The sequence below is a fragment of the Pedobacter sp. PACM 27299 genome (assembly GCF_001412655.1).
GTDB lineage: Bacteria > Bacteroidota > Bacteroidia > Sphingobacteriales > Sphingobacteriaceae > Pedobacter.
The window spans coordinates 4271558-4291518 of the sequence record NZ_CP012996.1 but is presented as its reverse complement, the minus strand read 5'-3'; the positions used below and the strand labels follow the sequence as shown (position 1 = coordinate 4291518).

The following is a 19961-nucleotide window of genomic DNA, read 5'->3' as shown; positions in this document are numbered from 1 at the left end:
AGCTTATTTTCCACAAGACATCAGTGGAATAGATAAACTAAAAAGGGAGATCAATAAACACAAAGGAATATAAGTTCTGGTATCTTCTTTTGCAAATCCTGTTCCTTTCACACTTTTCATCATTCCAATATATTTAAAATCGCCAATGGCACGTAATGAAAAGATTCCAGCAATGAAATAAGTAGCAATATGGATATAGTTCATTGGAATAAAACTACCGATCAATCCAGTGTTGGCTACAGTAATGAAGGCAAAAATAATCAAGCCCATGGCGACCATTAAGGTTCCTGTTTTACCAGGTTGTAAGGCTTTTTCGCCGCTGCTGCAAACTGGAAGTGCATTTTCCAATGCCCAGGTGCCGCCAAATGCCCAATAGATATGTAAAAATGCTAGGAAAAGAAAAATCATTGCATTGATTGCAACCAGGAAAAACATCATCATAGTTATAGTTAAAAAAGGGTCGCAATATCGCAATACTTTCGGTTTTCATCCTATAGAGCGAAGAAATATATTTTCATTTCTTTTCCGATAGCTCAGAAATAGTCATTTCCATTAGAAATCCGATGGGCTGCTTTATTTCCTGCTGGCTATTTTCTATCTTGTAAAACGAATCTGGTATTAAAGGAGTTTTTCTTTTGATACATTAGATTTTAATAGCTCAATTATGGAAAACAAATGGAATGAAGACGATTTGAAGGAAGTTGGCAGCCAATTGAGCTCGCCAAATGGTGAGGCCGGTAAGAAAACCGGAGAACGGATGGCTGTTTCAAATGAAAATATGATCAAGCGGACTATTGATGCCATGAAACTGGCTGATCAGCAGCAGGTATTAGAAATCGGACCCGGTAATGCGAGCCATCTGCCCATGCTGATGGCACTGGCAAAGGGCTTAAAGTATACAGGAATTGATATTTCTGAAACAATGATTGAAGAGGCGAGCCGGATCAATCATGAACTGCTGAATACCGGTGCAGCTACTTTTTTATTGTCGGATGGCATCCATATCGATTTTCCTGCCCACAACTTTCATAAAATATTTACGGTGAATACGCTGTATTTCTGGAAAGACCCTAAAGCGTATGCGACGGAAATTTATAAAGCTTTAAAACCAGGAGGTTATTTTTGTATCGGTTTTGCCGACAAAAACTTTATGGAGCAGCTGCCCTTTACGAAATGGGATTTTCAATTGTACGATACGCAAATGGTGAAAGATTTGCTGGAAGAAGTAGGTTTTGAAGTGATCAAAGTATGGGAAGAGAAGGAACAGGTGACAAATAATATAGGTATGGATGTGAAAAGAGATATTATTGTGATCACTGCAGGTAAGTAAATGACGCTTTTTAGCACCCATATGGGTAATTCTGAAGGGAAATCAGGACTATTGTCATATTAAAATAAGTTCCTGTTGGCTGCTGATATTCCATCGCAACGAATGTATACATTTGCATTTTTTACGACCATGGAAAACAGAACACACACTACCCTGGAAAGAATTCAACAGCATATTGAACCTTTAAGACAGGAGATCATTCAGCATAAAGTTTACGGTGTCATCAACGACCTGGAAGATTTAAGGATCTTTATGGAATACCATATTTATGCAGTCTGGGATTTTATGTCCCTTTTAAAAGCCTTACAGATTAATCTGACCTGTACCAGTATTCCATGGTTTCCGGTTGGTTCTGGAAATACCCGCGCGTTAATCAACGAGATTGTCGCAGGTGAAGAATCAGATGTTGACGCTGAGGGGGTTAAAAAGAGTCATTTTGAAATGTACCTGGATGCTATGCAGCAATGTGGCGCGGATATCAAGCCAATTGGCATATTTCTGGAGGCCTTAAAATCAGGAAAAACGATGAATGCGGCTTATGAAGCTGCAGGAACTCCGCTGGAGGCCAAAGAATTTGTTGATTTTACCTTTCAGGTGATTGATGAAAAACAAGCACATATCCAGGCGAGTACTTTCACCTTTGGCAGAGAAGACCTGATTCCAAACATGTTTTTAACGATGGTTAACGACTTAAATCAGAAGTTTCCTGACCAGATTTCCCTGTTTAAATATTACTTAGACCGACATATAGAAGTAGATGGAGATCACCATAGCCATCTTTCCTTAGAAATGACAGCGGAACTTTGCGGCAGTAACGAAGCTTATTGGCTGGCTGCAGAAGAAATGAGCGTGGAATCTTTAAGAAAAAGAATCGGACTTTGGGATGGTGCTTATCAAGCCATCATGAACCGTAAAGCTTAATTCATAAATATTGGCGGAAGACTATAGTCTTCCGTTATTTTTTCAATAAAGAGCGAATTGATCGCCTTAATTAATAGATCGGCATTTCTTTTCGCAATTGGAAGCACTCTCTGGTATACATCTTCAGGTAAATCATAGGTGTTGAAAGTCTGGAAAACCAGAAGGACTTGAGCATTGCTCCCCGCTTTTGCGGCCTCTTTCTTAATCACAGATAGACCCTTTTGAAAGAATTTTAATTTTGGGGTGGTCCTGAAAAAACCATAGTCATGCTGGTACATCATCGTTTTTGTATTAATAACGAGGTGTTCTTTTTCGTAAATATTCCAAAAGGAGAGTCTGATCAGTGGAATCGCACATAAAGTACTGAATATCTCAATGCCATAACCCCTTTGCTGACACCAAGGATTATAATCCCCAGTAAACCCCATCGGAATCCATGATGTAATGGTTTTCCTTCATATTCGAGCATTAAGGTATTTAGTTAAAAAATAAATAATAATCCTAAGTGTTGTTTCGTACGAAAGTTTTCCTACCTTTGATTTATGGAAACGAATCACTCGAAAAATCTAAAACCAATAGAGCCAACCAAAGCAGAATTAGAAATCCTGCAGGTACTATGGGAGCAGGGCCCTACTACCGTTCGTTTGGTGAATGATAAATTAAATGAATTTCGCGAAGTCAATTATACTTCTACCTTGAAGCTGATGCAGATTATGGCAGAAAAAGGAATTCTAACCCGTGATGAAAGTCAGATGAAACACATTTACCATGTTGCGCAAAAAGAACAGACGACTAAAGATTTTTTACTAGACAGGTTTATTGATACCATGTACAATGGATCGGCAGGTAGATTGATGATGCAATTGATGGGGAATAAGAAAACTTCAAAATCAGATCTTGAGGCGATTAAAACTTTACTGAATCAACTGGAAGAAAAATAGCAGACTAGATTATTAAAATAAATACGACCACCTAAAGAACCACAGGAATGGAAAGCATCATATTTAAAACCCTATTACACTCCCTTTGGCAGGGCCTGATCCTTGCCCTCCTCACTGCAGCAGTGCTGGTTTTTACACATAAATCCAGTGCCAGGGTACGGTACAACCTATTGATTTCTTGCCTGATGCTGTTCTCAGTAAGTGTTTTTGCCAGCTTTATCTATGAATGGCAATCTGCAGATGCTGCTGTGGATACTGGAGTAGTTACTGCTTCGGATCGACTGGCTAATGCCTTTCCATGGTCCTCGGGCACTTTACCAGCACAAGATAGCGTTGGGAATGATTCTATTGCTGCGGTACAGCAACCCTGGGTTTGGCTGCAACAGGGGCTTTCATTCTTTAATTCCTATGCCAGCACGATTGTGTTGCTTTGGCTTTTAGTGATCGCCGCTAAAAGTGTGCAGTTGTTTGCAGGATTGTATAGTATTAAAAGAATTCGCCAGACTAAAATCAGCTCAGCAGGGCCGTATTGGGAGAATAGGCTGCAGCAACTGGCCATACAATTTGGTATTTATAAGATGGTGGCCATTGTACAGTCCGGACTGGTGAATGTTCCTATGGTAGTTGGTTATTTTAAACCCTTAATTTTAATCCCTGTTGGTTTGCTGAATAACCTTTCTAAAGAAGAAGTTGATGCCATCTTATGTCATGAGTTAGCTCATGTAAAAAGAAGAGATTACCTGGTGAATATCCTTCAAAGTTTCATGGAATTGCTGTTTTTCTTTAATCCAGCAGTCTCCTGGCTGAGTGGGTTGATCAGAGAAGAAAGAGAAAGCTGCTGCGATGATCTGGCTGTTTTGAATACAAATAATAATAAAGCAGGTTACATCAGTGCACTGGTTTCTTGTGAAGAGTTTCAAATGAATAAACCAGTCTATGCGATGGCGATTTCAGGGGACTCCAATCAATTGGTAAAACGGGTAAAGAGAATGGTTTCTAATGACCATCCGACTTTAAATAAAATGGAGAAGAGTATTTTAGCAGTTTCCCTGTTAGCGGTGGTTACTTTTAGCATGGCATTTTCTACCGTATTGAAAAAACCGGTCCAGAAATCAACACAGGAAGCATTGACAAGTCAGAGCTTAGCAGAAACTGAAAAAGAAGTGCCAGCCTATCAAAAGGTGATATCTGCTATTGAAAGCGGGGTGCTGACCGCCGAACATTTGGTGAAAGGAGTAGAAAAAGGTGTTTTAGAAACGGAAAATGCCGTAGCTAAAACTGAAAACTTTGTAGTTGATGTGGAGCAGCAATGGTCTCCGGGTGACCCACAAAAATATGCAGCTAATAAGGCAAGATATGAAGCGGATAGATTAAGATATGCAGCTGATAAAGCAATGTATGCTGCTGATAAGGCAAGGGATAAGGCCATTAAAGCTGAATTATTGGAAAATCAAGGGAGACCTGATCCGAGTAAGGAGGAAATAGCCGCTGATAAAATCAGGGCTAAAAACGATGAAATCAGGGCTAAAAATGATCAAATCAGAGCTGAAAATGACCAAATCAGGACCAAAAACGAAGAGAGCAGAATTCAGGAGGAAAAACGAGCAGCTGCTCAAAAAAAGGTAAAATCGACAGCTGCAAAAAGTAGGATTACCAAGAAGTTTGTTTCTGATAATTCTACCGCGACTCCTTATGATGAGAAAACGCCAGATTATATTTTGAAGGACTTGATAAAAGACCGTTTAGTGAAGCAGGACCAGAAGTTATCTTTTGAAATCAATCAGCATCAATTTCTCTTAAATAATAAAAAACTTCCGGAAGAAGTTCAAAAACGTTATGAGCAAAAATACCTGAAAAGTGCAGATTGGATCATTTCCTATAAACAGGAATATGAATCAAAGTAGGGAGCATAAATATTCAATTCATGTGTTATAGCGCGCTGTAAAAACAGCTTTTCTACAATTTAATTCTTAAATAAATGAAAATATTGATCGCGGTAATTCTGACCGCATGGCTGAGTACTGCCCAAATTTTAGCTTTTTCCCAAGCGCCCGCTGCAACCAGATTATCAGGAACGGGGCGTATTTCAGGTAAAATAATGAAAGATGCGAATGCGCCTTTTGACCTGGCAACAGTGGCCTTGTTTAACGTACAGGACAGTAGTCTTTTGAAAAGTACGTTTACAGAACAGGATGGTAAGTTTTCTTTTGAACAGTTACCAAAAGGAAGTTATCAATTGAGAATCTCCGCCATGGGTTATCAAAACCTCCAGAGCGCAGTGGTGATTTTGCAGGAAAGCAATTCCAATGTTGTACTTCCGGCATTAATCCTGTTGGGCGCTACAAAAGACCTCAAAGAGGTAGCCATTATTGGGAAAAAGGCTTTTATTGAGCGCAAAATTGATCGAACCGTGGTCAATGTAGATGCTTTAATTGCCAATGCGGGGACCACTGCCTTGGACGTACTGGAGAAATCGCCAGGAGTAATGGTGGATCAGAATGGTTTGATCAGTTTAAAAGGAAAACAAGGAGTAGCGGTATTTATCGATGGTAAACCCAGTTATTTATCGGGTGCAGATCTGGAAAATTACCTGAAGTCCATGCCATCTTCTTCATTAGATCAGATTGAGCTGATGACCAATCCTCCTGCAAAGTATGATGCTGCAGGAAAAGGTGGAGTGATCAATATTAAAACGCGTAAAAGTAACCAGACAGGCTGGAATGGAGGATTAAATCTGGGATATACACAAGGTGAACTGCCAAGAAGTAACAATAGTTTTAATATGAATTTTCGAAAAGATAAGTTGAATTTTTTCGCCAATCTAAGTCAGAATTACCAAAATAATTTCACTGATCTGGATTTATTCCGCAAGTATAAAAATGAGGATGGCAGCACTCAATCTTTTTTTGAACAAAACAGTTATATCCGTAGAAAGGCCAATACTTTAAACGGGAAAATTGGGATGGACTATTACCAATCGGAGAAAACAACCTGGGGAGTGGTGCTAACTGGCATGAACAGATCTGGAAATCAAACGACAGATAATGTAAGTCAGCTTTTAAATGCCGGAAGGGGATTAGATTCGGTAGTTAAAGCACTCAGTAAAGAAAAAGAAAGCTTTAAAAATTTGGGTTTTAACTTGAATTATCGCCATGATTTTGATAAAAATGGTCAGCAAATTGCGATGGATGCCGATTACCTGGTATACAATACCAATAACCGTCAGCAGATCTTTAATTCTTCTTACCTGCCTGATCAAAGCTTGAAATCTCAAGATATCCTTCATGGAGCATTACCTGCTAATATCAAAATATATTCCCTGAAAGCAGATTATACAAAGCCACTGAAAAATAATTGGAAGATAGATGCGGGCTTGAAGTCAAGCTATACCAAGACAGATAATGTGGGAGATTACAGTTACACGATTGGCGATATTACCAGACCTGATTATCAAAAGAGCAATCATTTTATTTATAAGGAGAACATCAACTCGGGTTACATGAACCTGAGCAGGGAAAGTGGAAAATGGTCCATACAATTGGGATTAAGGGCAGAAAACACCAATTCTGATGGCCATCAATTGGGCAATCTTTTGAAGCCAGACTCTGCTTTCAATAGAAACTATACCAGTCTTTTTCCTACAGCCTACTTATCTTATAAACTGGATACATTAGGAAACAACCAGATTGGTTTAAATTATGGAAGAAGAATAGACCGTCCTTATTTTCAAGACCTGAATCCATTTATTTCTCCATTGGATAAGTTTACTTATTATGAAGGCAATCCTTTCCTGAATCCCTCTTTTACCAATAGTATCGAGCTTTCTCATACCTTCAAAAATAAAGTGACTACTGCTTTGAGCTACAGTGACACGAAAGATGAAGTGAATGAAACCATAGAGATTCGGGATGGGATTTATTACAGCAGGCCTGGAAATATTGGCAGGAAGATCGTGAAAAGCCTAAGCGTAAATTCGGGCTTGGATTTGTTTCCCGGGCTTTCCTGGCAGTTTTATGGCGAATTGACCAATATCAATGCAAAAAGTAATGATTTTTACAGTGGTGCCCTGCACACAAAGGGTACTTTCTTTTTCACAAAGAGTAGTTTTCAATTTAAAATTGGAGAAACCTGGACGGCGGAATGTAGTGGATCTTATAGTTCCAAGATTACTGATGTGCAGTTTGTCATAGGGGAGATGTACCAGTTTAATGCGGGCCTGCAAAAGAAATTATCTCCGAGTTCAACGATTAAAATCAATGGTAATGACCTCTTTTATACTAAGATCGTCAACGGAAAGATCAATAATCTGGCTTCCGTAGAAGCGGGCTGGCGCAACCGTTCAGATTCTAGAAATGTGGTGGTTAGTTACAGCTATCGTTTTGGAAAGACCTTTTCTGACTTAAAAAAACATAAAAATACTGGAGCAGAAGCGGAACAGAATAGAGTGAAAAATTAATATTTTCACCATCTTAGCGGTTCAATAAACAAGACGAAGCTAATTTTTTATGAGTTCAGTATCATTTTTTAAAAGACAAGAAGAAGAAGCCATCCGCCTATCCAGGATGGACTCAAATATGGCCATCTCTAACCAGGATGTTGCAGGAGTTGCTAAATATTGGATGGATGATATCGTGGTGATCTCTGGTGAAGGTGGACAGTACTTAGGCAAACCAAAATTGCTGAAAGCCTGGAAAGAAATGTTTGCAAGTAAACCGCCATTATTTGAACGCATTCCTTCGTCCATTGTAATTGGCGACAGTGGGATTTTAGCCTGGGAAACTGGAGCCTGGAGTTATAAAACAGAACCATTTAGAGGTAATTATTCTGCCATGTGGCGCAAAATAAATGGGGTATGGTTGACACAGTCGGAACTTTTTGTTTCTCTGGACTAAGCATAAACCTCCTTATTTAGCTTTAAAAACCCGCTTATTTTCCATATTAATGGTAGATAAGCGGGCTTTTCTTTATATAAATAAATTATCTTCGGTGATGATTGAAGTTTGCTGTGCAATTATTGTAAATGAAGAGGGGCAGGTTCTAGTGACCCAGCGAAGTGCGATGATGTCTATGCCCTTGAAAATGGAATTCCCAGGTGGTAAAATAGAACCTGGTGAAACTGCGGAAGATGGCCTGATCAGGGAAATACAAGAAGAACTGGACATCACTATAGAAATTATCTCCCAGCAACCAGGTTCAGCACATCATTATCCCGAATTTTCTATTCTCCTGCTTCCTTTTGTTTGCCGCATTGTGGCTGGAACTATACGATTAAGAGAGCATGCGGCTTATGCTTGGATGGCGCCCTCAGATTTACTAAATTGCGATTGGGCCGAAGCGGATGTACCCATTGTTCAGCAGTATCTGGCCATATAAATGCAACATCACCATTAACGAACAAATAAAAATTATGAAAAACTCAGGCAAAGGGTTCATCTTTCTCGCCGTTATGCTTCCATTCGTTGCGGAAGCCCAGCTGAGTAATCCTCAACAAAAGACTATGATTTACCCGGAAACAAAAAAGAAAACGTAACAGACAGCTATTTTGGGACAACTGTAGCAGATCCTTACCGATGGTTGGAAGACGACCGATCGGAAGAGACTAAACTATGGGTGGAGGCTCAAAATGCGGTAACCAAAGCATATCTGGCGAAAATCCCTTATAGAAACGACATTAAAGAGCGCCTGAAAAAGCTGATGAATTATGAAAAGTATTCTCAGCCATTTAAAGAAGGGGGGTATACTTATTATTATAAAAATACAGGCTTACAAAACCAGAGTGTACTTTATCGTCAGAAGGAAGGTGGAGCACCAGAAGTTTTTCTTGATCCGAATACTTTTTCAAAAGATGCAACCAGCTCAATGGCGGGGATCAGCTTTTCAAAAGATGGAAGTATGGTGGCTTACCAGGTGTCGGATGGCGGTTCAGACTGGACGAGAGTGATTGTATTGAAAGCAAGTGATAAATCTATAGTTGGAGAAACTTTGACAGATGTGAAGTTTTCCGGCATTGCCTGGCAAGGAAATACAGGTTTTTACTACAGCAGTTATGATAAACCTGCGGAGGGCAGCCAGCTGTCCGGATTAACACAATATCATAAATTATATTTCCATCAGCTGGGGACTGCACAAAAGGACGATCAATTGATCTTTGGAGGTGATCAAACCCCAAGACGTTATATTGGAGCCGGTTTGACGGAAGATGAGCATTACCTGATCATTTCTGCTGCAAACTCTACCTCTGGAAATGAATTATACCTTAAAAACCTGAAGGCAAAAGATGGAAAGATCATTCCTGTAGTCGCTAACTTTGATAAGAACCACAGTATTATTGATAACATTGGCAGCAAGTTATTCATCTATACCAATCTGAATGCACCGAATGGTCGTGTCGTGACGGTAGATGCTGCTCAGCCTGGTGTTGAAAACTGGAAAGAGCTGATCAAAGAAACAGAAAATGTATTGAGTGCTGCTACTGGAGGTGGAAAACTATTTGCCGATTACATAAAAGATGCGGTATCTATGGTATTGCAATATGATATGAATGGGAAGCTGGAACATGAAATCAAGCTTCCTGGACTGGGAACAGCCGGTGGTTTTGGCAGTAAAAAAACAGATAAAGAATTGTATTATACGTTCACTTCTTACGTCTATCCTGCAACCATCTTTAAATATACGATCGCAACGGGCAAATCTGAGGTTTACAAGAAATCAGGAGTAGATTTTGATCCTTCAAATTACGAGTCTAAGCAAGTGTTCTACCCTTCAAAAGAAGGGACAAAAGTACCAATGATCCTTACTTATAAAAAAGGAATCGTGCTGGATGGCAAAAATCCTACTGTTTTATACGGATATGGAGGTTTCAATGTCAGTCTGACTCCTGCATTTAGTACAGCCAATATTGTGCTGATGGAGCAAGGTGGTATTTACGCCGTAGCGAATTTGCGTGGCGGTGGTGAATATGGAGAGAAATGGCACCTGGCAGGAACGAAAATGCAAAAGCAAAATGTGTTTGATGATTTTATTGCTGCGGGAGAATACCTGATTGCTAATCAATATACGTCAAAAGATTACCTGGCTAGCATGGGTGGTTCAAATGGCGGTTTGCTGGTTGGTGCTACATTGGCACAGCGCCCTGACTTGTTCAAAGTGGCTTTCCCTGCGGTAGGCGTAATGGATATGCTTCGTTACCATAAATTTACAGCAGGAGCAGGATGGAGTTATGACTATGGTACCGCTGAGGATTCAAAAGAGATGTTTGAATACCTGTATAAATATTCGCCGGTTCATGCTTTAAAACCTGGTGTTAAATATCCTGCAACGCTGATTACCACTGCAGACCATGACGATCGCGTTGTTCCTGCACACTCTTTTAAATTTGCTGCAACTTTACAAAAGGATCAGGCGGGTGATGCCCCGATTTTAATCAGCATACAGACCAATGCCGGTCATGGTGCAGGGAAACCAACTGATAAAGCAATTGAAGAAATAGCCGACAGGTGGTCTTTCTTATTTTACAACATGGGAATTAATTATAAAAAATAAGGCCCAGAAGCATAAAAAATGCTCAATCAATTTCTTTTGATTGGGCATTTTTTATAGATTTTATTTCTCTACGATAAATAGAGAATACTAAATTCCTTATTTCATTAAGGCCAGAAATTTTGGTAAATCTTTTTCATTGCTGGAGAATAGGATTAGTTTTTTATCTGCTCCGTACAAGTATAAAGATGGATATTGTTTCGGGTGGAATAGTGGAATGAATACATAGTCTTTATCCTGTAGGGTAATTACGTTTTTCATGCCTCTTAAAGGCTTGGCAAAAGTATCCACGAAGTAATTAATGGAACGAAATACATCCTGTGATACCAGATATAAGTTTACATTGGAGATTTCTTTGGTGTTTTTGCTTAGGTTTCCGGCCACTTTCTGGCAATGTTCACAGGTAGCATCAAAAAACATGATCAATGATCTTTTTCCTCCTGGAATTTGATCAGTAGAGAAAGTTGCGCCATTTTCTTTGTAAAAAACAGCTTTAGGGAGTGTTGATCCTGTTGCCAGGCCCTGGGCAAATGCGCCAATTGAAAATGAAATGAATAGCAGGGAAAAGAAAAATGATTTCATAAGGTGTTTTTATAGATTAATATTGGCAATATCGCGTTCTCATCTGAGGAATCTGTCATTTGAATTCAAAAATACAATTCCTATATTTATCAATTGAGGTGCCAAAATGAAAAAAAGAAAATTTAGTGGTCTGGCGGGAAAGGTACTGATCTTAGTAATTATATTGTTAAATGTCGGTTGTGATCAGATTAGCAAGTCTATCGTAAGAGAACAAGTGGATTATTATGAAAATATAAAGGTTTTCAGTAATTATGTGACCCTGACTAAAGTGGAGAATTCTGGCGCTTTTTTGAGTATGGGTGATGCCCTGCATTCCGGAATTAAATTTGTCTTTTTACTGCTGCTGCCGGTTGCCGTATTAATCGCTGGTATTTATTTTGTCATGAGCAGGAAAGACCTCAGCCCCGTATTGATATTTGGTATTTGCTGCGTGATTGGCGGTGGGATAGGTAATTTATACGACAGGATCATTTACGGATCCGTTACTGATTTTCTTCATATCGATTTCATTGTATTTCAGACCGGTATTTTTAATGTGGCTGACTTGTCTATTATGGCCGGGATGTCATTGATCATCTTCGATTCCCTTCATAAAAGAAAAATGGCCGCTAAACTTCGTCCTGAGGCATAAAATCGTATGCTTTTACAGGCGCTGTAAATCTATTATTATCGGCTAAAACTAAAATAATTACGTTTAGATATTTGTTTAAGCACTAAAAAGCAGGGTTTTCTTGCTTAATTTGATTTGCTGATAAATTTAGGCGCTTTCTTTGTGGTAGGCTTATGAAACATAAATCATTTACCATGAAAAATAGACTATTACTAGCCCTGGCCCTGTTGTTTTCAGGCTTCAGTTATGCACAGGATATTCCTGCAAAAGATGTCCCTTTAGAGGTGCGAAATTCCTTGAAGAAAGCATTCCCTAATGCCACGAAGGTAGATTGGGAATTGAAAGGAGATTTATACAATGCAGATTTTGATATCGGTAAACGTGATCATGAAGTCTGGTTCAATAATAAAGGTGTAATCGTTAGGCATAAAAAAGAAATCAGAGCGAAGGAGCTGCCTGTAGCGGTATCTAATGTCATCAAGAAAAACTATAGTGGCTATAGAATTGATGATGTAGATCAGTTTGAAGAAGGAAAAGTACTGCTTTATAAGGTGGAGCTTAAAAAAGTAGGAGAAGAAAAGAAAGTAGTTTTTGACGCAAAAGGAAATGTAGTCAATAGAATCATATAGTTTACAGGGATTTACCCAAGCAGCAAACGTCATCATGATTTCACTCTTGATGACGTTTGCTGTTTAAGGATATACTGGTTTACTGGATGCTGCGTCTTTTTTAACTGGTTCCTTGTCTTTTGTGACAATTGGAGGAGGGAATTTTTTGTTATTTTCTTTTGCATCAGGTACGATAACCGGAGGAGGAAATCTGGTGACATTTTTCTTCACAATTGGTTTTGGGAATTTCACTTTTCCGTTTTTAATGGGTTCTTGTGGCGGCGGCGGAGGAGCTATTCCTGGTGCCGGTGGAGCAGCTGGCGGAGCTGGTGGTACAGCAGGGGTCTTAGGCGCTCTGATTTTAGTGGGCTCCTGATTTGTTGAAAAGTGTAAGGGCTTTAGTATTTCTGCAGTGTTGCTGACTGATTTTTCCGGATATAAGTCTACCAGACTGTAATCTTTGGTAAAAGCCATGGTGGAGCTGCCCAGCATGACAGCTGCGATTGGCAATGCGAACAGGAACTTGAGCCTTGCCCTTCCTGTTGATTTTTCCTTGTTTAACATGTTGATTCTCTGTTTAAGTATAGATTGATTAAATATGTGATTACTCAAAGGATTGGCTTCCATTCCAAAAGAATGTTTAATCAGAAATAAGGCGTAATCATATTTTCCAATTTCTTTTAAAGTGGTCTGTTCATCGGCAATATATTCATGCAGGAGTTTGATGTCTTTTTTAAGGAGATAGGTGATGGGATTGAACCAGCTCAAGATCTGAATGATTTCAAAAAAGATAATATCCAGACTGTGCCACTGACGAATGTGTACCAATTCGTGTTTCAGAATCGTTTCTTTTCCTGAAATAGCTGAGGGAATGAACAATAGGTTAAAAAAAGAAAAGGCTGGGTTGTCCTGGTTCAAATTGACATAAGTTACCTTGTTTTTTTGATAGCGCTCGGATCTTTTGGAGAGTGCAAAGATTCGGTATATATCTCTGATGAGTTTTACGCTGAAGAAGATCGCAATTCCAGCGTAAATCGTATAGAGTAAGAGGTTTAATGGCTGTAAATCAGTGTCGTTGCTGTTGGTGTATTTCATGATTTTGGCCGCTGGCTGATCAATTCCACGCCCAAAAAGCTGATTCAGATAGCCCATTTGCAGGAGCGGCAGACTGAAAGCCAGAAGGCTGCTTCCGATTAGAAAAAACCTGTTGGCAGCATAAAAAGTCTCTTTATGCAATAGCAATCGGTAAACTCCGTAAAAAACCGCGAGGTATAAATTAGCCTCCAGAAGATAATAGAACCAGTTCATCATTTCTTGTTTTTAAGTTGCTCTGCCATTTGAATTAATTCGTCAAGCGCCTCCATATCCATGTTTTTCTCTTTTACTAAAAAGGATACTAAGCTTTCATAAGAGTTTTCAAAGTAATTGTTCATCACTTTATCGAATGCAAAGTGCTTATATTGGTCTTCTGTGATGACCGGGAAATAAATATGTGTATTTCCAACGGCTCTGTGATCGATAAAACCTTTGCCCTCTAATACCCTGATCACAGTAGATACCGTATTATAAGCGGGTTTAGGTGGATCCATTTTTTCAATCACGTCTTTAGTTAAGCCTTCCTTTATTTCCCATAAAATCAACATGACCTGTTCTTCTGCTTTTGTAAGTTCTCTCATTGTATGCTTTAATTACGATTGTTGATTAAAGATACTACTATTTTTATAGTTAGCAAACTATTTATGTAGTTTACTAACTATTTATGTAGTTTAATTGTTTAATCTGCTGATATTCAGGTGTTAAAAATAAAACAAGAAGCGGATGTATTCAGGGAAAACTAAAGCGGGTTGTTTTTTATCAGCTATCAGGAACAATGATGCCATTGATAAGTGCAGTTGAAGCGGCGTTATCGTAAGTTAGCTGGCTGGAAAGATAAGCGTGAAGGTACTGCCTTCTTTTACTTTAGAGTGCAGCTTGATTTCAATATTATGATAAAGGGCAATACTTTTAACAATAGAAAGGCCAAGACCATAACCTACATTTTCAGAAAGGTTTGCTTTTCTAAACCGATCAAAGATGAAATCCAGATCTTCTTCGGCAATACCAATTCCGGTATCCTGAATGGTGATGGCATAGGCATTTTCAGGGGTATAGCCGTCTGTGATCAGGATGCTTCCTTGATAAACATTGTATTTAATGGCGTTATTGATCAGGTTGTAGAACAACTGAAAGAGTAAATCCTGATTGACCTGCTTTAAGGTCTGATTTATGGTTAGGTCTACTTTAAGGTCGATTTCCTGTTCCAGTAGGCGGTGATTGATCTCTTCTAATACTTCATTAATGATCACAGCAGGTTTGACGCTGGCGGATTTCACAAACTGCTGGTTCTCAATTCTGGAGATCAACAGGAGGGAATTGGAGATCTTCTTGAGGCGGCTTAATGTTTTCATCATCTCAATAATTCTCAGCACCACACTTTCCGGAAGATTTTCATCTCCCAATAAGTTTTCCATTTTATTTTGAAGGATGCCGATTGGAGTCATGAGTTCATGAGAAGCATTGGCGGTAAATTCTCTTTCTTTTTCAAAAGCCTCGTTGATCTGGTCCATCAAAAGAATCAGGGATTCATCCAGGTATTTAAAATCCTGGGTGGAAGTGGGCACCGGAGGAGAATAATCTTTAAAAGGAAATTTTCTATTGATCAGTTTACTCTTAATGATCTGACCTAAAGGCCTGATGAGGATTCTGGTAAAGATCAAATCAATTAATAGGGTGAGGGCGATGAGGCCCATCAGCACATATAGGGCAGTTTTTTGCAGTGTTTTGTTGTATTGGTTGATACTGGAAATGGTTTTTCCAATCTCCAGCAGGTAGTTCTTCTGGTCGTATTTAAAGGTATGGATCAGAATTTTATAGGTTAGCGTATCGCGCTCTACGACCCGCTGCGCAGTTTTTATCGTATCAATGTGGATATTTTTGGCTGCGGGCTCCAGTGCTATATACTCTTCTTTAAGCATGGTATAGCTACCATAACTATCATCGCCCTGCAGGTAATGTTCAATCCCGTTCTTTTGCACCACATCAATGACCTTATTTTGCTGATTTCTCAAAGAGTAGTTGGTGTATTCTGAGACAATCCTGTTCACGAGGTAAGGCAATGAAAATACAAACAGCAAGACAACAGCCAGTTTTGAGCTGGTGATAAACAGGATGAGCTTTGATGATAATTTCATTTATTTTCTGATTCTGTAACCTACACCTCGCACGGTTTCTAGGAAATCGGCTGGTGCCCAGGCATTCAATTTTTTTCTGATGTTCTTAATGTGTGCGTCTATATAGTTGGAATCATAGTCGTCATCTGCAAAAGTGCCCCAGATGTGTTCACTAAGCTGCATCCTCGTCAGCACACGGTTGTTGTGCAGGAAAAGGTAACTCAATAAATCAAATTCTTTTCTGGAAAGTTCGATCTGATTTTCCTGGAAGAGGATCAGTCGTTTTTGCAGGTCGACCTGGAAATCGCCTAATGGCAGTAGTTCTTCTTTGACGTTGAATTTACGACGGGCGATGGCTTGCATCCTCGATTGAAGTTCTAATAGAGAAAAGGGCTTCGGTAAATAATCATCGGCACCAAGATCTAATCCGGCAATGCGATCTTCCAGGTTGCCTCTGGCAGTCAGAATGATATAAGCTGCATCAGGATTGTGCTTTTTCGCTTTTGGTAATAATGTAAGTCCATCGCCATCGGGAAGTCCAAGGTCCAGCAGGATAAAATCATAGCTATTGCTTTCCATCTTTTCCAGGCCATCTTTAATGGTATGGGCCAGGTCGCAAATATAAAAGGCCTTTTTCAGGAAATCTTCCATTTCATACGCCAGCGTTTTTTCATCTTCTACAATCAGGACTTTCATAATGGGGTTTTAGTCTCTTCTTCTTTTATCGTCCCGGCTTGGTCGCTCTCTTTTTCAGGTTTTACTTCTCCTGGTTTTTCCTGTCTCCTGGATTGAGGAACTTCTTTGACATCTGGCTTTTTCTTTTCCTTGCCGCGTTCTTGTCTTTTATCTCTTCTATCCTGATAAAAGTTTTCATTTGAACTGATGGTATTCTCCTTGGAAAACAGGGCTGTAGTGATCTTTTCGCTGGCGAAAGAACCAATCGGGAGTCCTAGGAAAAGTAGGGCTGCGGTATATGAACGTAAGGATTTATTAGTGCTCATGATGTAAATATATAGAAAGTTTGCCTCTTGCGAGGCAAACTTTCCTCCCTCTCCTTAAAACATTGTGTGTGTTTTATTATCTGCGCCACTTGTATTGAATACGAAGATGCGGGCCGAAGATGAAATTAAGATGAAAAAGAAAATTAAAATAAATAAATCTGAAATTTCATGTTCATTTCATGTTCGCTATAGACATTTGAATCAACAAACACACAAATGAAACATTAAACATAGGGTTATGAAAAAGTTAATAGTATTAGGGTTACTTGGAGTAATAGGATGGGCGCCCTTTAAGGCTTCGGCACAAATCAGTGTCAGTTTGAATATTGGTTCTCAACCATTATGGGGACCTGTAGGTTATGATCATGTAGATAATTATTATTTGCCGGACATAGAATCCTATTATAGTGTACCAAGACGTCAGTTTATTTATATGGAGCGTGGCAGATGGATTTATTCGTCCTCATTACCATCAAGATATAGAGGATATGACCTATATAGTGGATACAAAGTCGTGATCAATTCCAGAGATCCTTATCGTGATTTTAACCACCACCGTGTCGTTTATGGAAGGTATAGAAACATCAGAACTCAGCAGGTGATCAGACATAGCCATGATTCGAGGTATTATGTAGTGAAAGGGCATCCATATTATGGTAGAGGAGACCGTGGTGGTTTTAATCGCAGCGACAGAGGGCATGATAATTGGAAAGGTAATAAAAGATACGATCGTGACAACGGACATCGCTACGAGCGGAGCGGACATGACCGCGGAGATCATGGAAGAGGCCGAAATGAAGGCAGAGGGAATGACCGTGGCGGCGATAACAGACACGGAAGAGGTAGAGGTTAATCATTTGATCATCAAATAAAAACACATATGAAAAAGTTAATCATATTGAGCATGTTAGGGATTATGGGCTTTTTAGCTCAGCCTGCAGCTGCACAGATCAGTTTAAATATAAATATTGGCTCACAGCCATTATGGGGGCCGGTAGGTTATGACCATGTAGATTACTATTACCTGCCTGATGTAGAGAGTTATTATTCTGTATCAAAGCAGCAGTTCATCTATCAGGAAAGAGGAAAATGGATTTTCTCCAGATCTTTACCTGTCAGATACAGAAATTATGACTTATATAACGGATACAAAGTAGTAGTGAATTCCAGAGATCCTTACCGCAATTTCGACCGGGATCGCCTTCAGTATTCGAGGTACAAAAATGTACGTACGCAGCAGGTGATCAGAAATAGCAACGATAAACGTTATTATGTCGTGAAAGGACATCCACATGGAATGCCTCCGGGACAAGCGAAAAAATATCCTGCAAGAGTAGAAAGACCACAAGTTAGGGACAATGGGAGAGGAAATGAACGCGATAACCGTGGAAATGACCAGAATAAAAGAGGAAATGAACGTGAAAAACGTGGAAATGAGAATGGCAGGGGTCGTTAAGCAGAATTGCTGACCGCAGCCGTATACGATAAAAAAAATAGGCCTCCACAAATGGAAGGCCTATTTTTTTATCATTTAATTTTTGACTAGTTGGTAATTAGTTTGGCAACTGCTTTCTGTTCCAGACCTGTCGGAGCCATCATTCCTATACTTAAGATGGTATAAATACCACCAGCTTTAATTTCTGCATCTACCAACTCTGATTTCATCAATCCAGTGGCTTTGTCTTTGATTTGAAGGGTTTGGGTTTTAGCCTCTACTTCAATAAAAGCGCTATTTACTTTATAAGCTTTATCACTGATTAAGATGGCACCGTCTTTAATGCCCAAATCTAATGCTCCTGCATCTGGAGATAAATTAATGAAACGGATCAGCGCTTTTTCTTTTGGAGCTTGCGTGATTTCATCCTTGATCACTAAATAGTCCAGTTTATCATCTTTTCCAATTAGAAAAAGAGAGTACGCTCTGTTATTTTCAGTATAAACTTTTTTGGTGATCAAACTTTCTGTGCTACTTGCAGTAGTGAATTTAATAGATAGATCTCCAGTACCGACTCTCAAATAAGGCAATGCACCACCAAATGGAATTGCGCCTTGATTAGCCGGTGAGTTGTTCACATAGCTATTGTAAGTAGCAGGAGTAGGTGAGGTATTCACCATCATTAAAGAGGCTGATTCTGGAATTGGAGTCTCTTTTGTAGAGCAGGAGCTGATCAATAAGCTGCTTAGGGTAAATAACGCGCCGGTCATTATCTTGGTTAAGTTTCCGGTAATTTGTCTTGTAGAAAGGATCATATTGAATAAGTTTTAGATTGTTATGGCTAAAACGAGATTCGTCGCTGAAACGCTACAAATTTATCTAGATTAAAAAGGCGGGGAATTGGGAATGAAATTTGTGTGCCTAGCGGTATGAGAATTATTCTAGGTTCAGACCATGCAGGGTTTGCTTACAAAACGATTTTAGCTGCGGCACTAAATGAGGAAGGATATGAGGTGCTCGATCTTGGTACACATACAGTTACGCCAAGTGATTACCCTGATTATGCTGCGGTAGTTGCGGAAGCAGTATTGAATAAAGAGGGCGAAAGAGGGATTCTGATTTGTGGAAGTGCGGTGGGGGTAAGCATTGCAGCCAATAAATTTAAAGGGATCCGTGCGGGCGTATGTCACGATACTTATTCTGCACATCAATCCGTAGAGCACGATGATGTAAATATTTTATGCCTTGGTGCGCGGGTAATTGGTCTGGAACTGGCAAAGGACATTGTTTTTGCATTTCTAAGGGCAGAATTTTCCGAAGAACAGCGACATGTTAAACGTCTGGACAAAATTGCGGCGATAGAAGCCAAATGGGGGCTTCAAAAATAAATCCCTGAACAATAGCGCTGTTGATAACTATGTGTAAAACCTGTTGGTAACGCGTTAATAACCTGTGGAATTAATGTTAAAAATAATTTCTAATTATCTTTGGATTAGAAGGTTATACTTCGTAAATTAGATATATCAAAAAGGAAGTTCTTTAGCCGTTTGAAAGAATGACTTCAAAAAGAATAGGTGCCGAAGGGCAGAAGATTCTGAAGCGTTCAATGAATTAGTAAAAGATCAGATTCAAAGGAGACAGAGAAAATGATGCTTAAAATGCCTGTGCTGTTAAGTGAAGGTATATTCACTGAATTCGGGACAAACATTTAAAACGATCCATTATTCTACGGAAGGATGTGAGCATTAAATTTCAATGGTATCAAAGTTGAAAAATACTAAGCGT

22 protein-coding genes are annotated in these 19961 nt (G+C 39.3%); 13 read left to right on the top strand and 9 right to left on the bottom strand.

The features are described from left to right. Positions 1-3: 3 nt before the first annotated feature. Positions 4-441: a DUF3995 domain-containing protein gene (locus AQ505_RS18090; protein WP_062549469.1), complete on the bottom strand. Its 438-nt coding sequence runs from the start codon at positions 439-441 to the stop codon at positions 4-6. Between the two features lie 223 nt (positions 442-664). Here AQ505_RS18090 and AQ505_RS18085 point away from each other — a divergent pair, with 223 nt between their 5' ends. After that, the gene (locus AQ505_RS18085; RefSeq protein ID WP_062549468.1) at positions 665-1330 is read left to right on the top strand and encodes a class I SAM-dependent methyltransferase; all 666 of its coding nucleotides are present in this window, start codon (positions 665-667) and stop codon (positions 1328-1330) included. Positions 1331-1459: 129 nt separating this feature from the next. After that, the gene (locus AQ505_RS18080) at positions 1460-2251 is read left to right on the top strand and encodes a DUF3050 domain-containing protein (RefSeq protein ID WP_062549467.1); all 792 of its coding nucleotides are present in this window, start codon (positions 1460-1462) and stop codon (positions 2249-2251) included. Here AQ505_RS18080 and AQ505_RS18075 read toward each other — a convergent pair. Further along, on the bottom strand, positions 2248-2679 hold the full coding sequence (locus AQ505_RS18075) for a hypothetical protein (protein WP_062549466.1): 432 nt from the start codon (positions 2677-2679) through the stop codon (positions 2248-2250). The genes AQ505_RS18080 and AQ505_RS18075 overlap by 4 nt on opposite strands. Before the next feature lie 114 nt (positions 2680-2793). Between AQ505_RS18075 and AQ505_RS18070 the strand changes: the two genes are divergently transcribed. The 6 genes from AQ505_RS18070 (at position 2794) to AQ505_RS27265 (ending at position 10734) form a co-directional block, all read left to right on the top strand. Beyond that, complete coding sequence (locus AQ505_RS18070) at positions 2794-3192, top strand: BlaI/MecI/CopY family transcriptional regulator (protein WP_062549465.1); 399 nt, start codon at positions 2794-2796, stop codon at positions 3190-3192. Positions 3193-3239: 47 nt separating this feature from the next. Then, positions 3240-5096 (top strand): M56 family metallopeptidase, encoded by a 1857-nt coding sequence (locus tag AQ505_RS18065; RefSeq protein WP_062549464.1) that lies wholly within the window; start codon positions 3240-3242, stop codon positions 5094-5096. Positions 5097-5170: 74 nt separating this feature from the next. Next, entirely contained in the window at positions 5171-7648 is a 2478-nt protein-coding gene (locus tag AQ505_RS18060; RefSeq protein ID WP_062549463.1) for an outer membrane beta-barrel family protein, read from the top strand. A 49-nt stretch (positions 7649-7697) separates the two neighbouring features. After that, a complete protein-coding gene (locus AQ505_RS18055; protein WP_062549462.1) occupies positions 7698-8084 on the top strand; it encodes a YybH family protein in 387 nt (128 codons plus the stop codon). Between the two features lie 97 nt (positions 8085-8181). Further along, complete coding sequence (locus tag AQ505_RS18050) at positions 8182-8565, top strand: (deoxy)nucleoside triphosphate pyrophosphohydrolase (RefSeq protein ID WP_062551098.1); 384 nt, start codon at positions 8182-8184, stop codon at positions 8563-8565. A 201-nt stretch (positions 8566-8766) separates the two neighbouring features. Then, positions 8767-10734, top strand: coding sequence for a prolyl oligopeptidase family serine peptidase (locus AQ505_RS27265; protein ID WP_335337969.1), 1968 nt, complete (start codon positions 8767-8769; stop codon positions 10732-10734). Positions 10735-10830: 96 nt separating this feature from the next. On the opposite strand, the gene AQ505_RS18040 is transcribed toward AQ505_RS27265, so the two are convergent. Then, complete coding sequence (locus AQ505_RS18040) at positions 10831-11313, bottom strand: TlpA family protein disulfide reductase (RefSeq protein WP_062549461.1); 483 nt, start codon at positions 11311-11313, stop codon at positions 10831-10833. 106 nt (positions 11314-11419) lie between these two features. Here AQ505_RS18040 and lspA point away from each other — a divergent pair, with 106 nt between their 5' ends. Both lspA and AQ505_RS18030 read left to right on the top strand, forming a co-directional pair. Beyond that, positions 11420-11944 carry a signal peptidase II gene (gene lspA, locus AQ505_RS18035; protein ID WP_062549460.1) on the top strand — a complete coding sequence of 175 codons (525 nt, stop codon included), beginning with the start codon at positions 11420-11422 and terminating at the stop codon, positions 11942-11944. A 173-nt stretch (positions 11945-12117) separates the two neighbouring features. After that, positions 12118-12552, top strand: coding sequence for a PepSY-like domain-containing protein (locus AQ505_RS18030; RefSeq protein WP_197286220.1), 435 nt, complete (start codon positions 12118-12120; stop codon positions 12550-12552). 63 nt (positions 12553-12615) lie between these two features. Here AQ505_RS18030 and AQ505_RS18025 read toward each other — a convergent pair whose 3' ends face one another. The 5 genes from AQ505_RS18025 to AQ505_RS18005 all read right to left on the bottom strand — a co-directional run bounded on the left by AQ505_RS18025 (position 12616) and on the right by AQ505_RS18005 (position 16741). Further along, complete coding sequence (locus AQ505_RS18025) at positions 12616-13842, bottom strand: M56 family metallopeptidase (RefSeq protein WP_062549458.1); 1227 nt, start codon at positions 13840-13842, stop codon at positions 12616-12618. After that, positions 13839-14207, bottom strand: a complete 369-nt coding sequence (locus AQ505_RS18020) for a BlaI/MecI/CopY family transcriptional regulator (RefSeq protein WP_062549457.1) — start codon at positions 14205-14207, stop codon at positions 13839-13841. Before AQ505_RS18020 ends, AQ505_RS18025 begins: the two co-directional genes overlap by 4 nt. Positions 14208-14444: 237 nt before the next feature. Further along, positions 14445-15761 carry a sensor histidine kinase gene (locus AQ505_RS18015; protein ID WP_062549456.1) on the bottom strand — a complete coding sequence of 439 codons (1317 nt, stop codon included), beginning with the start codon at positions 15759-15761 and terminating at the stop codon, positions 14445-14447. Beyond that, complete coding sequence (locus AQ505_RS18010) at positions 15762-16436, bottom strand: response regulator transcription factor (RefSeq protein WP_062549455.1); 675 nt, start codon at positions 16434-16436, stop codon at positions 15762-15764. After that, positions 16433-16741 (bottom strand): hypothetical protein, encoded by a 309-nt coding sequence (locus AQ505_RS18005; RefSeq protein WP_062549454.1) that lies wholly within the window; start codon positions 16739-16741, stop codon positions 16433-16435. The genes AQ505_RS18010 and AQ505_RS18005 overlap by 4 nt, the downstream gene beginning before the upstream one ends. A gap of 238 nt (positions 16742-16979) precedes the next feature. Between AQ505_RS18005 and AQ505_RS26105 the strand changes: the two genes are divergently transcribed. After that, positions 16980-17594 carry a hypothetical protein gene (locus AQ505_RS26105; RefSeq protein ID WP_197286219.1) on the top strand — a complete coding sequence of 205 codons (615 nt, stop codon included), beginning with the start codon at positions 16980-16982 and terminating at the stop codon, positions 17592-17594. Between the two features lie 27 nt (positions 17595-17621). After that, a complete protein-coding gene (locus tag AQ505_RS17995; protein WP_062549452.1) occupies positions 17622-18197 on the top strand; it encodes a hypothetical protein in 576 nt (191 codons plus the stop codon). 86 nt (positions 18198-18283) lie between these two features. On the opposite strand, the gene AQ505_RS17990 is transcribed toward AQ505_RS17995, so the two are convergent. Continuing rightward, on the bottom strand, positions 18284-18991 hold the full coding sequence (locus AQ505_RS17990) for a DUF4397 domain-containing protein (RefSeq protein WP_062549451.1): 708 nt from the start codon (positions 18989-18991) through the stop codon (positions 18284-18286). Positions 18992-19105: 114 nt separating this feature from the next. Between AQ505_RS17990 and rpiB the strand changes: the two genes are divergently transcribed. Next, positions 19106-19564, top strand: a complete 459-nt coding sequence (gene rpiB / locus AQ505_RS17985) for a ribose 5-phosphate isomerase B (RefSeq protein ID WP_062549450.1) — start codon at positions 19106-19108, stop codon at positions 19562-19564. The last annotated feature ends 397 nt before the right edge of the window (positions 19565-19961 follow it).